At 61.4% G+C, this 14,863-nt stretch carries 9 protein-coding genes; 1 reads left to right on the forward strand and 8 read right to left on the reverse strand.

Annotation, left to right across the window (positions count from 1 at the left end; genetic code table 11):
- Window positions 1-58: 58 nt before the first annotated feature.
- Entirely contained in the window at window positions 59-3,064 is a 3,006-nt protein-coding gene (locus ACK8OE_RS12905) for a TonB-dependent receptor domain-containing protein (RefSeq protein ID WP_410272848.1), read from the reverse strand.
- A gap of 190 nt (window positions 3,065-3,254) precedes the next feature.
- Between ACK8OE_RS12905 and ACK8OE_RS12910 the strand changes: the two genes are divergently transcribed.
- On the forward strand, window positions 3,255-4,277 hold the full coding sequence (locus ACK8OE_RS12910) for a cupin-like domain-containing protein (protein ID WP_410272849.1): 1,023 nt from the start codon (window positions 3,255-3,257) through the stop codon (window positions 4,275-4,277).
- Here the strand turns inward: ACK8OE_RS12910 and ACK8OE_RS12915 are convergent.
- The 7 genes from ACK8OE_RS12915 to ACK8OE_RS12945 form a co-directional block, all read right to left on the reverse strand.
- Window positions 4,267-5,280 (reverse strand): Ldh family oxidoreductase, encoded by a 1,014-nt coding sequence (locus ACK8OE_RS12915; protein ID WP_410272850.1) that lies wholly within the window; start codon window positions 5,278-5,280, stop codon window positions 4,267-4,269. The genes ACK8OE_RS12910 and ACK8OE_RS12915 overlap by 11 nt on opposite strands.
- A 4-nt stretch (window positions 5,281-5,284) precedes the next feature.
- Entirely contained in the window at window positions 5,285-7,624 is a 2,340-nt protein-coding gene (locus tag ACK8OE_RS12920; protein WP_410272851.1) for a DPP IV N-terminal domain-containing protein, read from the reverse strand.
- Window positions 7,625-7,641: 17 nt separating this feature from the next.
- Window positions 7,642-9,441 carry a DUF885 domain-containing protein gene (locus ACK8OE_RS12925; protein WP_410272852.1) on the reverse strand — a complete coding sequence of 600 codons (1,800 nt, stop codon included), beginning with the start codon at window positions 9,439-9,441 and terminating at the stop codon, window positions 7,642-7,644.
- A gap of 452 nt (window positions 9,442-9,893) precedes the next feature.
- Complete coding sequence (locus tag ACK8OE_RS12930) at window positions 9,894-12,986, reverse strand: glycoside hydrolase family 2 TIM barrel-domain containing protein (protein ID WP_410272853.1); 3,093 nt, start codon at window positions 12,984-12,986, stop codon at window positions 9,894-9,896.
- A 64-nt stretch (window positions 12,987-13,050) separates the two neighbouring features.
- Window positions 13,051-13,326, reverse strand: a complete 276-nt coding sequence (locus tag ACK8OE_RS12935; protein ID WP_290799618.1) for a type II toxin-antitoxin system RelE/ParE family toxin — start codon at window positions 13,324-13,326, stop codon at window positions 13,051-13,053.
- Window positions 13,323-13,622 (reverse strand): CopG family ribbon-helix-helix protein, encoded by a 300-nt coding sequence (locus tag ACK8OE_RS12940; protein WP_410272854.1) that lies wholly within the window; start codon window positions 13,620-13,622, stop codon window positions 13,323-13,325. The genes ACK8OE_RS12935 and ACK8OE_RS12940 overlap by 4 nt, the downstream gene beginning before the upstream one ends.
- A 51-nt stretch (window positions 13,623-13,673) precedes the next feature.
- Window positions 13,674-14,861: a M24 family metallopeptidase gene (locus ACK8OE_RS12945; protein WP_410272855.1), complete on the reverse strand. Its 1,188-nt coding sequence runs from the start codon at window positions 14,859-14,861 to the stop codon at window positions 13,674-13,676.
- Window positions 14,862-14,863 lie beyond the last annotated feature (2 nt).

Here is a 14,863-nt window from a genome sequence, read left to right on the forward strand (position 1 = left end):
AGAACGTCAGGCCCTTAAGGCACCGGCGCTCCGTGCGGGCGGAGCGCCGGCGTCCTCATCAGAACTTGGCGTTGAAGCCGACGAACACCATACGGCCCAGCGGATCATAGACGCCCGGATAGGTGTTACCGTTGCCAAACTCGGTCAGAAGCGCGTCGTACATGTACGGCGGCGTCTTGTCGAAGAGGTTGTTGATACCGACGCGAGCCACGACGCCCTTGGTGACGTTGAAGGTCGCGGCGACATCCACGTAGCTGTATTCCGGGATCTTGGCGTCGATGGTCGATTTGGTCCCGGTCAGGAACGGCTTGCCGGTGTTGGACGCCAGCTTGACCACGCCCATATAGCGCCAGTTAACGGAGACGGCGGCCGGGAGGTAGAACTTGTCACCCCAGGTTGTTTGCCAGGTGGTGCGCAGCGTGTGACGCCATTCCGGGGCGGGCTGACCGCAAACCGGACCGAACAGGCCCTTACAATCGTAGGAGCCGCCATTCGGGATGGCTTCGGTTTCCAGCGACTTGAGCAGCGTACCCGTCAGGTTGAAATTGACCGAACCGTAGTCCTTTTGGAATACGTCTTCGGTTTGCAGCGTGTAGGCGGCATTGACGTCCCAGCCCTTGGTTTCGAGATAGCCGGTATTGACGTTGGTGCCGACGATATAGCCGCCGTCAGCACCGGGGCCAAAGATCGCGCCGGTGAGCGGGTCGCGATGGATCAGACCGCAGAAGACAGGGTTGCCGGTCTGCACGCACTGAGACAGGGCGACGGTCGGGCTGATCGTGCCGATATAGTCTTCGATACGCACTTTGAAATAGTCGAGGCTGACCGACAGGCCCGGCACGAAGCGCGGGGTGAAGACGACGCCATAGGTGGTGGTCTTGCCCGTCTCCGGGTTCAGGTTCGGGTTACCGCCGCCCTGACGCGTACAGAAGGTCGCCGGGCAATCCGGAATCGTCTTCGCGTTATATTGAGCCGTCGTGGCCCCCGTGCGCAGACATTGCTCCAGCGTTGCGCCGCTCTGGGCAATGCCATTCTGCGAACAGGGATCGGTCGCGGCAATATTGCCGTAGGACTGAGCCGCAAACAATTCACCGGCATTCGGCGCGCGCATGGCCTTGTTATAGCTGGCACGCAGCAGGACGTCCGGAACGGGCTGATACTTCAGCTCGTACTTATAGGTATCGGCGTCCTTTTCACGTTCAGGATTGGCGCTGTTCGATACCTTGATCGTCGAGGTCCGATAACCCAGGGCCAGAGACAGAGAGTAGATGAAGGGCTTGTCCTGAACGATAGGGGCTTCGATTTCGGTAAAGATTTCGTCCGTGGTGATCACGCCGTCCGAATTGACCGAACCCGCATCGATCTGCACCTGATCGAACTTGGTAACCGTCGTCTCTTCGCGGTGTTCGGCACCCAGAACCACCTGAAGGCCTTCTGAGGCCCAGGGCGATGTCACCCCATAAATGCCCAGATCGCCGCTGATGTAGCCGGACAGGACCTTCATGTCCTGATCATTGGCGGTGAAGGTCGGCGAATAGATGAAGTTATAGCCTTCTGTAGACGGGCCTTTGGCGCTGAAAACGTCGATCGGCTTACAGCTGCCTGAGGTGTCCTTACAGACGATCTGACCGCCCACGGTGACAGCCTGAAGCGCCTGCGCTGCCTTGTTCTGGTTGATATCATTCTGATAGTTGCTGCGTTCACGCGCGGTGACGTAGCTGTAGTTCACATCATAGCGGAAGGCGTCACTGAGCGTGCCGCGGAAGCCAAGATTGGCCCGGTAATAGGTGTGACGCATGTCATTGCGACGGCCTTCGCCGCCCACACCACGCAGCGCCACCCAGGTGGTCGCATTCCCGGTCGTGTTCCCGTTACACAGAAGCCCGCGTTGCTGCGTGCTGAGGAAAGGGTTGTCGCAGTTGACGGTAAAGGCGCGGCCCGTCCAGATACCCGATGGCGCGACCTGCGACACTGACACGTCGTCCATGAACATGAACGAACCGTAGGCTTCGATCTTTTCATTGACGGAATAGTTGAACAGGGCGCCCGCCGTATACCGTTCGCTGTCGCGCAGGATATAGTTATCCGGCGTATAGTTATAATAGAAGTCCGGGCCGTCCGTGACCCAGGTCTTGGAACCGTCCATCGCGTTGGCATACTGCACACCCGTTGGATTGGTATTGGTCGAGGTACCGCCAGCCGGCGTGTAGGTCAGCGGGCGGAACGAGCCGTAGGCGTGCGTGGCCGAGCCGCCGCAGACATAGGCCGTGCCGGCGGGCGCAACCGAAGCCGGCGGATAGTTGATGGCGCAGTTCGAATAGTCGTACTTATCCTGACGCACCGGGTCCATCTTGCGATAGCCGAAGTAGCCCGCGACATTGCCCTTGCCATCTTCAAGATTGGCACCCATCGCAATGTTGAAATCGAATTTCTTACCGGTCCAGACGTTTTCCGGCGCGAGCTTGTACTTCTTGTCCGACTGAATCTTGCGCAGATAGCCTTCGTCATTGTGGTGATTATAGATGCTGTACTGCGCGTTCATGCGCACGCCGTCGAGGTGCTTCATGAGGATGAAGTTGACAACACCAGACATGGCATCCGAGCCATAGACCGAAGACGCCCCACCCGTCAGCACATCAGTACGCTCAACCAGCGCCGACGGTACGAAGTTGAGGTCCATCGCCTGCGTTGGCAGGAAGCGCTGGCCGTCGATCAGAACCAGACTGCGGCCACCGCCAAGGCTGCGCAGGTTGACGGTCGCCCGGCCGCTCGATCCGTTAGAGCCGTTTTCGTTGGCCGCCGCTTCGACCTGAGGCAGCTTGGTGAGGAAGGATTCTACAGCCACCGCGCCCTGAAGCTGGGCTTCCTGCGCATCGACCGTGGTGATCGGCGACGCGCTCTTGAGGTTCGGGCGGCGGATGCGGGTGCCGGTGACCACGACCTCTTCGACGGCCTCACTGGCGCCGTCCGCCTGCGCCATGGCCGGCGCCGCCATCCAGCCGGAGAAGATGGCGGAGGCCGCCACACTACTCATGATCAATGCCCGAGTCATACGCTTGTTCATCTTAATCCCCTTGAGTGTGTGGAGAGGACGGGTTCCGTTACCCCCTCCGAAACATTTCTGACACAATCGAGCTAAACATCGTTGGTGGAGATCGTCAAATATATTTTATACGATTTTGCCACATAAAGTATACAGTGGACAAGGTGCGGCTTTTTTGCCAGCCTCCCCTCATCGCGTCGCAGGAAATCTGATGTCTGATCACCTCCCTCCCCTGCCCGTTTATAACCGCGCGGATCGCGCCACGTTTGAACAGCTTATCCGCCCGGCGCGTCATCCCGCCGTCCTGAAAGGCGTCGTGGCGGACTGGCCTGCCGTTCATTGCGGCCTGACGTCGGATGAGGCGCTGGCCGACTATCTGCTCAATCAAGACAGCGGGGCCCCCACCGGGGTCTATGTCGCGCCGCCACAGGCCAGGGGGACCTTTTTCTACGGCTTTGACACCCACGTCACCAATTTCAGCCACGGTCCGGCGACGGTGGCCGAGGTGCTGCAACGGTTGCTGGGCGAACGCGACAAGGCGGACCCGCTGGCCATCAGCCTGCAATCGACGCCCATCGCGTCGCAAATGCCGGGCTTTGGTGCCGAGAACCGCCTTGACCTGCTGCCCGATGTCGCCCCGCGCATCTGGATCGGCAATGCCGTGGTGACGCGCACCCATTACGATCTGAACGACAATATCGCCTGTGTTGTGGCCGGGCGGCGGCGCTTCAGCCTGTTCCCGCCGGCGCAGTTAGCCAACCTCTATCCCGGCCCCTATGAGCGCACCATCGGCGGCGTGCCGGTGAACATGGTCGATATCGACCGCCCGGACCTCAGCCGCTACCCGCGCTATGCCGAGGCGCAGGCCGTGCGCGTCGATATCGAGCTTGAGGCCGGGGATGCCCTCTATATCCCCCACGGCTGGTGGCATCAGGTGCGCTCGCTGTCGCCGTTCAATGTGCTGGTCAACTACTGGTGGGATGCGGCGGTTGCGCCCGACGCCGCGCCATCCGACGCCTTTTTGCACGCCCTGCTGGCCATCCGTGACCTGCCTGAGCACGAACGCGGTGTGTGGCGTAACCTGTTCGCCCACTATGTGTTTGGTGAGAATGGCGACCCGGTGGCGCACCTCACCCCGCGCGACAAGGGCCTTTACGGTCCGCTGGACGCCGCCATGCGTCGCAGACTAAAGCGCCAGTTGCAAAAGGCGCTCGAAGATAAACCTAAGCCGTAAGGGCCAGAATATCCTGATAAAGTCTAGCCGGGATCGTCACCGTTCCCGTGGCTGCGGTGCGCGCGCGCGCCTCATAGCGGCGCTGCGACGGCAGGCGCGCCCCCTGCCCCACTATAGCGTCAAACAGGGCTTCGGCGCGGCCCGCATGGTGGGCGTAAGACCCGTCCATAAAGGTCTCCGGGTCGATGGCCAGCAGAAGTTCACCGTGATAGGGCGTGGCCCCCTGTCCCGCATCGTAGGCGTAGGATTCCAGACTGAGGAAGTCCCCGATCAGCGGCCCGGCCATCAGCTCGATCATCGCCGACAGGGCCGAGCCCTTATGCCCGCCAAAGGTCAGCATGGCCCCGGACATAGCCGCCTCGGCGTCGGTCGTGGGCCTGCCGTCGCTATCGAGCGCCCAGCCTTCCGGGATGGGCTTGCCCGCCCGGCGGTGCAGTTCGATCTCACCGCGCGCCGCGGCACTGGTGGCGAAGTCAAACACGAACGGCTCGCCCTGCGGACGCGGCCAGGCAAAGGCCAGCGGATTGGTGCCGAACACGCCCTTGGTGCCGCCATGCGGCGCGACCCACGCATGGCTGGGCGTCATGGCCAGCCCCACCAGACCTTCGGCGGCGATGGCTTCGACCTCCGGCCACAGGGCCGAAAAGTGGTAGCAATGAGTGATGGCCAGCGCAGCTATGCCCTGCGTGCGCGCCTTTTGCGCCAGAAGCGGCAAACCGCGCGCCAGAGCCAGCAGCGAATAGGCCCCCTGCGCATCGGCCCGCACCAGACCCGGTGCCGCGTCGCTGATCAGCGGTTCAGCGTTTGACACCTTGCCCGCCCGCCGTGTTGCCACGCAGACCAGCAGGCGGTAAAGCCCGTGCGAGTGACATTCATCGCGCTGCCCGGCCAGAATGGTGGCGGTGATCGCCTCGGCATGGGCCTCGGAAAAGCCATTGCCGGTCAGGGTGCGCAGGCTAAGCGCACGGGCGTCGTCGAGGGTCAGGCTTACGGTATCAGTCATCTTGTCACTTTGGTTTCGGCAGGGTGTCAGGGCGCGCATTCCACTGCGGCGTCGCTTCGCCGCGCAGGTGGCGGATGAAGAAGTCGTACTGACGGCGCAGGCCGTAATTGACGTCGCCTGTGTTGCGCAAGGCGCCGTGGCCTTCGTTCGGCACCACGATCAGGTCGAAATCCTTGCGCGACTTGATCAGGGCATTGACCACCTGAAGCGTCGAGGCCGGATCAACATTCATATCCAGCTCACCGACGACCAGCAGAACCTCGCCCTTCAGCTTATGGGCATTATCAACCCCCGAAGCACGGGCATAGTTGTCATCGACGGGCCAGCCCATCCACGCCTCGTTCCAGCCGATCTTGTCCATGCGGTTGTCGAAACAGCCGGCATAGGCCACGCCGGCCTTATAGAAGTCAGGATATTCCTCAAGGGCGCTCAGCGTGTTCTGCCCGCCCGCCGAGCCGCCATAGATGCCGACGCGGCTGATGTCGTAAAACCCGTATTTGGCGGCCACCGCCTTATGCCAGGCGATGCGATCAGGGAAGCCTGCGTCCTGAAGGTTCTTCCACGCCACATCATGGAAGGCCTTGGAACGGTTCTGCGTGCCCATGCCGTCGATCTGCACGACGATAAAGCCCATATTGGCCAGAGACTGCATACCGATCACCTTGTCACCGCTGGAGTGCGGGCCGAAGGGCCAGAAGGTGTTGGGCACAAAGGACGAATGCGGCCCGGCATAGATGTTTTCAATGACCGGGTATTTTGTGTTCGGATCGAAATCGGTCGGGCGCACGATGACGCCCCAGATATCGGTTTTGCCGTCGCGACCTTTGGCCGTAAACACTTCTGGCGGTTTGAATCCGGCCGCCGTCAGGCGCGAAATGTCACCGCTCTCGACCGTAGCCACTAGGCTGCGGTCCGCTACCCGGCGCAGTTCCATCACATTGGGCAGGTCCACCCGCGACCAGGTGTCGGTATAGTACCGCATGTCCGACGAGAAGCTGACATCGTGATAAGCCGGGGCCGTGGTCAACGGCGTCAGATTCCTACCGTCGAAATCCACGCGGTAATAGTGCTGGAAGTACGGGTCTTCGCCCTTACGCATGCCGTTGGCGGCGAAATAGATCTGGCGCGCCTTGTCATCGACCTTCAGCACCTTACGCACCACATATTCGCCTTTGGTGATCTGCGTTTTCACCTTACCGGTCGTGGCGTCGTACAGATAGAGGTGGTTCCAGCCGTCGCGTTCGGACATCCAGATCAGTTCGCGCCCTTCGCCCCCGACATCGTAGCTGTAGCGGCGGCTGTAGGTATTGATGAAGGTGTCCGAGCGGTCCTCGGCCACGACCCGCGTCTGGCCCGTTGCGGCATCGGCCTCAATCAGACGATAGAGCTGATGGCCGCGCTGATCGTAGGCGAAGCGCACCCCGCGGCTGTCCTTGCGCCAGCTCAGAGCGTCCGTCGCCATCGGGTTGGGAAAGAGATCGGTGGGAATCTCTATCCGGCGGCGCGTTGCCACGTCGAACAGCACAGGACGGTCGATGTCGATGGCGTCACCGGGCTTCGGGTAAAGCTGCACATCGACCTTGGGCTGCACCTGATCGGGGGGCGAAGAGATCACCCGTACCACTTCGCGACGGAAGCCCGGCTGTACGCGTAACGCCACGATCTTTTGCGAATCCGGCGACCACTGGATCGACTCCGGATCGTAGAACAGGCCTTCGGAGCCATCGGTGGACAGGCGAATAACCTCGCCCCCGGCTTTGCGGCGGATCACAAGGTTGAAATCCTCGACAAAGGCCAGCCACTGACCATCCGGCGACGGCTTTGGCGTATTGTCGGCGGGCGATTTGAGGTCGCGTACCACGCCCGAAAAGCCGCGATCCTGCCGCCGGTCCACGGATTTTTGACACACATAGGTCGCGAGGTCGCAAGACCACATCGCCTCATCCCAGCGGATCGCGACCTTTTGGCCGCCGTCGCTGAACTGCGTCATCGAAAAGGGTGGCGTAAACGGCAGGGTCAGGCCGGTAAAATGTGTGCCGGCCGCAGTGTTAAAGGCCGCCGCCAGACGCTCGTGATCGAAAGCCACGCGCTTCTGCCCCGTCGCGGCGTCCATCAGCATGAACTGAAAACCGCCTTCGACCGACTTGCGATAGACGAAGGTTTGCGTTCCCTCAATCCACTGCGCAGGCTCCGCAATATCGCGCGTCAGACCCGACCACGCCTCGCGCAGGCCGATGGCCTTTTCATAGTCGGCCACCGCAGGCGCGGCCAGAGCCGGAAGACCCCACACCGGCTGGGCGAACAGCATGGTGGCGGCCAGAATCGCCGTTACCCCGTTTCTCATCGTCCCCGCTCCGTATCTTATTTGCCAGAGGCCGTCTTGGCCGCCACACGCGTCTTTTCCGCCGCGATATAGGCGCGCATTTCGCGCTCGAACGTCGTCAGCGGCACCGAACCCATGTTGAGGATGGTGTCGTGGAAGGTGCGCTGATCGAAGTCCGCGCCCAGTTCCTTTTCCGCCAAAGCCCGCATCTCCCGCATCTTCAGTTCACCGATCTTGTAGGCCAGGGCCTGACCCGGCCAGGCGATGTAGCGGTCCACCTCGTTTTCGATATCGAGCTGTGCCAGCGCGGTATTGGCTTTCAGATAGTCAATAGCCTGCTGACGGCTCCAGCCCTGCGTGTGCAGGCCGGTGTCGATGACCAGACGCGCGGCGCGCCACATCTCAAAGGTCTGGCGACCGAACTCTTCGTAGGGGGTCTCATAGATACCCATCTTGGTGCCAAGCCATTCGGTGTACAGGCCCCAGCCTTCGCCATAGCCGGAAAAGCCGGTCGAGCGGCGGAAATCCGGGCGCGGCGGGGCTTCGAGGGCAGCGGCGGCCTGATAGGAGTGGCCGGGCGTGCATTCGTGCAGGGTCAGGGCCGGCAGGTTGTACAGCGGGCGCGACGGCAGGTCATAGGTGTTCATCAGGCATGAATCGAGCCCGCCACGCCCCGACGTATAGATAGGGGCCACGGCGTCCGGCACCGGCAGGATGGCGTGACGATAGCGTGGCAGGACGGCAAAGAAATCCTTTAGCTTGCCGTCGGCTTTTTTCGATACATAGGCCGAATAGGACAGAAGTTCACGTGGCGTCTTGGCGTAGAATTGCGGATCGGTGCGCATAAAGACGAGGAATTCCGGGAAGGTGCCGGTGAAGCCGGAGTCCCGCATGGTCTTTTCCATATCGGCGCGGATACGGGCAACCTCCTTCAGACCCAGTTGATGGATCTCTTCCGGCGTCATATCCAACGTGACGAACTCACGGATGCGCGACTGATAGAAGGCCTTGCCATCGGGCAGCGACCAGGCGGCGAAGTCGCGGCGCGCCCTGGACTGATACTCGGTGCGAAAGAAGGTCAGGAGCTTGCTGTATTCCGGAACCGCAACGCTGCGGATGACCGTCATCGCCTCGGCCTTCAGGCGGGCCTGCTCCCCTGCCGGGATGGTTTCCGGCATGTCACGGAAGGCGTCATACAGCGGATTGCTCTCATCCGTCCTGGTGTAAGGCTCCATCGTCTTGTCGCGTCCGATGGTCGAGACGTAAGGGACGGTGTAGCCGCGCTTAAGACCGGCCTTCATATTGGCCGTCTGCTCGCCGAAATAGCGCGGAATATCGCGCAGGCGGGCGAGGTAGTTGTTATAGTCTTCGAGCGTGCGGAAGCCCTGACGCGCGTTGAGCGTCCAGAAGAAGGTGTCGGAATTGAACGGCGCTTCGTAGGTTTTGAAACGGATATTGTCGGCCTGAGCCGACACCGAGGCGAACCACACCTCGGCATTGATGCGCTCCTCGTGCGACAGCTTATCCAGCGGAATTTGGCTGTACGCCGCCAGTGCCCTGTCCCAGTAGGCCAGACGGCGGGCATAGGTTTCCGGCGTCACCGACGGCAGCTTGGCCCCACCCATGCCGCGCCCCAGCCCGGAGCGACCAAACTCCGCCTGACGCCAGGTCCATTCCGCCTCATAAAGGGCCTTGATATTGGCATCAGCCGACTGTGTTGCCTGATAGGCGGGCGGGGTTGCCGGCACCTGAGCCGCCGCCGCGATGGGCAAGACGGACGCGCCGGTCAGTAGACCGAGGGCGAGAAGGGTTGAAACCCGAACAAAACGCATCATCATAACAGGCCCTTGTGTTGAATTTAGTCCCATAAATTGTATGTTGTATACGATATACGTACAAGTCAACTCTCTCCGTCGTTTGATCTTAACTTTTAACGAGGGGGGCCATGCCGCTGAAACCGAAGGCACATAAGCGGTTGCTCGGCAATTGTCCGCCCAACGCTCTCAGGCCTAGAGCGATGTGCGGAAACGGAGTTCGGCGAAGCCAAAAGTGTGAGGTTTTCCGCAAAAACATCGCGACAAAACAAAAATTTAGAGCGAAATGGCGTTTCCACCTAAAGTCATTTCGCTCTAGTGTCCTGAGTCTGAAATTCGCATGCGCTTGATATCGTCCTCTGGCGAATTTCAGATCCAACAGGACACTAACAACTTATTGTATCTAGTATCGTTTTTGAATTTGAAGTTCGCTTCATTTTGATATCGAAAGCCGGGCGAACTTCAAATTCACGATACTAGTGACTCACGGGACTGAGTATGAAGCCATAGCTCAGCGGCGCATTGGGGATGCGGTATTTGACGTGCGGACGTCCGACCGTATTCCACCCCGTATCGCCGCCCACCCCCGTCTGAAGCGCGTCGATCATCAGCGTACCGTCGCCATGCGGCGTGATGTCCGACGAATGGCGCTGCCCCACCGGCTGCTGATAGAGGTCCTCAACCGGGAAGGCCAGGGCATTGGCCGACAATGGCTGATGACCGGTGACGCGCACCCCCTGCCCCGTCGCCGTGGTCAGGGCCATCCAGCGTACATCGGTCTTGTTGCCCGACTCCTGCGGCCGGGTGTAGTTGTGGTACTGATCGGCCACTTTGCCCTGATAGAGCCCGATGGCCGCCCCGGTCTTGCGATCGGCATAGGATTCCTGCGGCCCGCGCCCGTACCACTGAAGATCGGTCAGAGCGGGGTTGGTCGCGAACTTCAGACCGACGCGCAGCGGATCGGGCAGGTCGTCACGCAGCGGCACATAGTCGGCCTTCACATCCAGCGTGCCGTCGCCATAGAGGTGCCAGGTGGTGGTAAAGCGCACCGATCCCGCCCCGACGCGCCAGCCGACCCTGACTTCACCTGCCTCCGACACCTCCAGCGCTTCCAGCGTGCGCTTTTCGCTAAGGGTCTTCCAGATGGCGTGGCTGGTCACCACGCCGGTGCCGATGTCGTTATCGGTCGGCCCGCGCCAGAAATAGGGCGTGCCGCCGCTCAGCAGCACCTGCCCGTTGACGGCATAGGCGGTCAGCAGGCCGGTCTTGGCATCGAGGGTCAGGCGCGACGTCCCGGCGCTTAGTTCGACGGTTGCCGCCGTCCGGGTGACTTTCACCGGCCCGCTGGCGGTCAGGGCCGCCGGGCGCGCTGTCTGAAGGACAAACTGCGTCCAGCCCATCGAACTGCCTTTCGGCACGCCCGGCATACGGTCATCGGCGGCCACGGCCGAGACGGTCAGCACATATTCGGCCGCCGGGTCATAGCTGACGGCACCGAGATCAAGCGGCACCGCCGCGCGGCCTGCCGCCGGGGCATTGACGCCGTTCAGCACCCCGGTCTTCACCGTCACCCCGTCCTTTTCGAGTTTCCAGCCAAAGGCATAACCGGACAGGTCGATCAGGTCGTTGCGGTTGACGACCGTCAGCGCCCCCGATCTGGGATCGCCTTCGAACACCACCGGCGAATAGACCTTCTGAAGCTCGTAATATTCCGGGTCCGGCGTGCGGTCGGCCTGCACCACGCCGTCGCCGATGGTCGAGTCGTCTTCCCACTCACCCTTGGGGAAGTCGAAGCCCTGCGCCCAGTAGTCGTGACCCTTGTCGTCCTTGCGGATCACCGCCTGATCGACCCAGTCCCAGATAAAGCCGCCTTGCAGCTTCTTATAGGCGCGGATCGTCTCCCAATAGTCTTCCAGATTGCCCAGACTGTTGCCCATGGCGTGGGCGTATTCGCACTGGATCATCGGCTGGCTATAGCGGTTGTCCTGCGCATAGTCGGCCATCTTGACGGCGCTGTCGTACATGGGGGCGTAGATATCGACATAGGCATTGGGGCGGTGCTCCTCGCCAATCGTGCCATAGCCCAGAAAGTTGAGCAGGCGCGTCTTGTCGTGCGCCCGCACCCATGCGGCGGCGCGCTCAAAAGCCGGACCGATGCCCGCTTCGTTGCCCAGAGACCAGAAGACGACCGAGGTGACGTTCTTGTCGCGTTCGACCATGCGCGACACGCGGTCGAGGTGCGCCGCGTACCAGTGCGGCTTATAGCCCAGTTGCACCTTGTAGCGCTGATCGATGTCGCGGATCATGGCCATATAGGTATGGCTCTCGATATTGGCCTCATCCATCACATAGAGGCCGTATTCGTCGGCCAGATCATAGACGTGCGGATCGTTGGGATAGTGCGACAGGCGCAGCGCATTGACGTGCGCCTGCTTCATCAGTTCCATGTCCCTGCGCGTCGTTTCGGGCGACACGACGCGGAAGGTATAGGGGTCGTGCTCGTGGCGGTTGACGCCCTTGATCATGACGCGCTTGCCATTGACCTGCACCTCGCCATTGCGGATTTCGATGGTGCGGAAGCCGATCTTTTTCGAGGTGGCCGAAACCAGCGCGCCTTTGGCATCACGGTATTCGATAACCATGCGGTAGAGGTTCGGCGTCTCTGCCGACCATTGTCTGACGTTTTTGATCGTCCCCGACCCCTTGACGCCTTTCAGTTCGGCCTCCAGCGCGAAGACGCCGTCCGTATAGGTCTTGTCGAGCAGAGCCGTGACCGTATAGTCGCCCAGCCGCGTTTTGGGTTCGGCGTAGATATAGACCGAGCGCTCGATGCCCGACAGCCGCCAGAAGTCCTGATCCTCAAGGTAGGAGCCATCGGCATAGCGATATAGCTCGATACTGATGGTGTTTTTACCCGCCCGGACATAGGGCGTCAGGTCGAATTCCGACGGCAGTTTGGAGTCTTCGGAATAGCCGACCTTCTGCCCGTTGACCCAGATATAATAGGCCGCGCCCGCCGCCCCGATATGCAGGAAGACGTCCTTGCCGCTCCAGTTCGGCAACTCAAAATCGCGGCGATAGGACCCGACCTCGTTCACCTCGTGACGCACATAGGGCTGCTTGGCCCCGAACGGATAGCCGGCCCCGCTGAACAGCGGCACGCCATAGCCTTGCGCCTGAAGGATGCCGGGCACCTGCACGGTGCCCCAGCCGGAGACATCGAAGTCCGGCTTGTAGAAATCCACCGGGCGGGTTTCCGGCGTCTTGGACAGGGTGAATTTCCAGGTGCCGTCGAGCGACAGATAGTTGGCCGAAGCCGCCATCTGACCGGCCACGGCCTTTTCCACGCTCTCATAGTTGAAGAAGGTCGCCTTCATGGGCAGGCGATTGACCGCCATGACTTCGGGCTGTTCCCACTCGGCACGACCGGTGACATCGGGGGGCGGGGCATCGGCTATGGCCTTAAGCTCCGCCGCCGTCTGAGCCTGCCCGCCGGTCGCCGCCAGCAGCGCCAGACACGAAACCGATACCGCACACAGGACGCGGCGCGCCCCCACCTTGCTGACCATGATCTGCCCTTATTCGTAGCTTTTGGTCAAGCTATTATACGGTATACAATATGGCAACTCTTGTTCAGCGATTTTCGGCACCATGCAGAAAGCGCAAAATTTGCACCCGTTCAGCCGCAACACGATAGACAACAATGAAGGGCGTATGCCGTATGACCAGTTCCCGTGTCCCCTGGATACGGCCGGGCCGACCCATGTGCGGCTGATCAATCAGCAGATCGACTTGCCTGTCGATTTCAGCAAGCTGGCCCAGGGCGGCTTTGACGCTATCCGCAGCAATGTATTCGAGGGCGGCTGCCCGCTTCTTTTCAGCAATCAGCGACCAGACAATGCGCCTCATTCACCGGATGCCTTAAGGCGCGCCAGAAAATCCTGACGCTGCCGGTTCATATTGGCTTTCACCTCTTCGTGGGTCACCCAAACCGCATCTGGGTCATTGGCCTCGCGAAGACCGGCCTCGACCTCGGCTCGGAACCACGCCTCGTATTCACGATCTTTCCTTTGCCGTTCCACATAGTCGCGCATGAACTCACGCACGATTTGTGAGGCCGGACGGTGGGTGGCGGCCGCTTCGGCCATGAAGGCCTCGCGCAGCTCAGGCTCGATCTTCAGGGTGAATATGGCGTCTTTGGACATGGCTGCCCCTTCCGAAGTAGTGACTTCGTATATACACCGTTAGTACCCGCCTCACAACCGGTCGATGGCCGGTTGCGGTTCGGTAAACCATTTCGCCCCGGATACCGTGACGTACATATGATCTTCCAGACGGATACCGAAGCGTTCCGGCACCACGATCATCGGCTCGTTGGAAAAGCACATGCCCGGCGCCAGCGGCGTCTTGTCGCCACGCACCAGATAGGCCGGTTCGTGGATGCTCAGGCCAATGCCGTGGCCTGTGCGGTGCGGCGTGCCGGGCAACTGATAGTCCGGCCCCAGCCCGTGCTTTTCCAGAATAGCGCGCGCCGCGTAATCGACGCTTTCGCACGGCTTGCCCACCTCGACAGCGGCAAAGGCAGCGGCCTGCGCCTCCTTTTCGATGTCCCAGATGCGCTGCTGTTCCGCCGTCGCCTGCCCATAGACATAGGTGCGGGTGATGTCGGACGTATAGCCTTGCACGTAGCAGCCCGTGTCGATCAGTACGAGGTCGTTTTCCCGCAAGGTTTGCACGCCCGGCAGGCCGTGCGGATAAGCGGTGGCATGGCCGAACTGCACGATGACGAAGCTGTTGCCCGCCGCCCCCATCTTACGGTGTGCGGCCTCGATAAAGTTGATCACCTCGGTAGTGGTGATGCCCTCTTTCAGGATGCGCGCCGTGGCCCGGTGCACGGTTTCGGTCATCGACTTGGCCTGCTGCATCAGGGCCAGTTCCGCCTCGGACTTGTACATGCGGCAGCCATTGATCACCGCCGAGGCCTCGCGCACCTCAAGGCCGGTTTCGCGCATCAGGCGGCTGACCATTTCGAAGCTGATCGCCGGATCGACGGCCAGCACACCGCCGCCCAGGTCCTGCATGGCGGCGTGGATCAGGGCGTGCGGGCTCTCGTCCTCCTGCCACAGGCGCAGTTCCGCCGGGATCTTCAGATCGGCCTCCAGCGACCCGCGCTCGAAATAGGGGCAGATGATCAGCGGCTCGCCTTCGACCGGCAGCAGCATGGCCACCAGACGCTCCGACGCGCCCCACGGCAGCCCGGCAAAATAGCGCAAAGACGCCCCGGCCCCGACCAGCAGCGCCTTCGCCCCCAGATCGCGCGTCAACCGCCGCGCCTTGTCCAGACGCGCCTGATATTCATAGTCGCCAATGGCCGCCGCGGCCTGCGGCGGGCTCAGCTTCGCCAGTTCGGCCTCGATGGTGGAACCGCCAATGCTCATAGACATAC

This window comes from Asticcacaulis sp. W401b (genome assembly GCF_046503825.1).
GTDB lineage: Bacteria > Pseudomonadota > Alphaproteobacteria > Caulobacterales > Caulobacteraceae > Asticcacaulis.

Coding starts and splice junctions, on each gene's coding strand:
- ACK8OE_RS12905 (WP_410272848.1), bottom strand. CDS start 3,064: ATGAACAAGCGTATGACTCGGGCATTGATCATGAGTAGTGTGGCGGCC.
- ACK8OE_RS12910 (WP_410272849.1), top strand. CDS start 3,255: ATGTCTGATCACCTCCCTCCCCTGCCCGTTTATAACCGCGCGGATCGC.
- ACK8OE_RS12915 (WP_410272850.1), bottom strand. CDS start 5,280: ATGACTGATACCGTAAGCCTGACCCTCGACGACGCCCGTGCGCTTAGC.
- ACK8OE_RS12920 (WP_410272851.1), bottom strand. CDS start 7,624: ATGAGAAACGGGGTAACGGCGATTCTGGCCGCCACCATGCTGTTCGCC.
- ACK8OE_RS12925 (WP_410272852.1), bottom strand. CDS start 9,441: ATGATGATGCGTTTTGTTCGGGTTTCAACCCTTCTCGCCCTCGGTCTA.
- ACK8OE_RS12930 (WP_410272853.1), bottom strand. CDS start 12,986: ATGGTCAGCAAGGTGGGGGCGCGCCGCGTCCTGTGTGCGGTATCGGTT.
- ACK8OE_RS12935 (WP_290799618.1), bottom strand. CDS start 13,326: ATGAGGCGCATTGTCTGGTCGCTGATTGCTGAAAAGAAGCGGGCAGCC.
- ACK8OE_RS12940 (WP_410272854.1), bottom strand. CDS start 13,622: ATGTCCAAAGACGCCATATTCACCCTGAAGATCGAGCCTGAGCTGCGC.
- ACK8OE_RS12945 (WP_410272855.1), bottom strand. CDS start 14,861: ATGTCTATGAGCATTGGCGGTTCCACCATCGAGGCCGAACTGGCGAAG.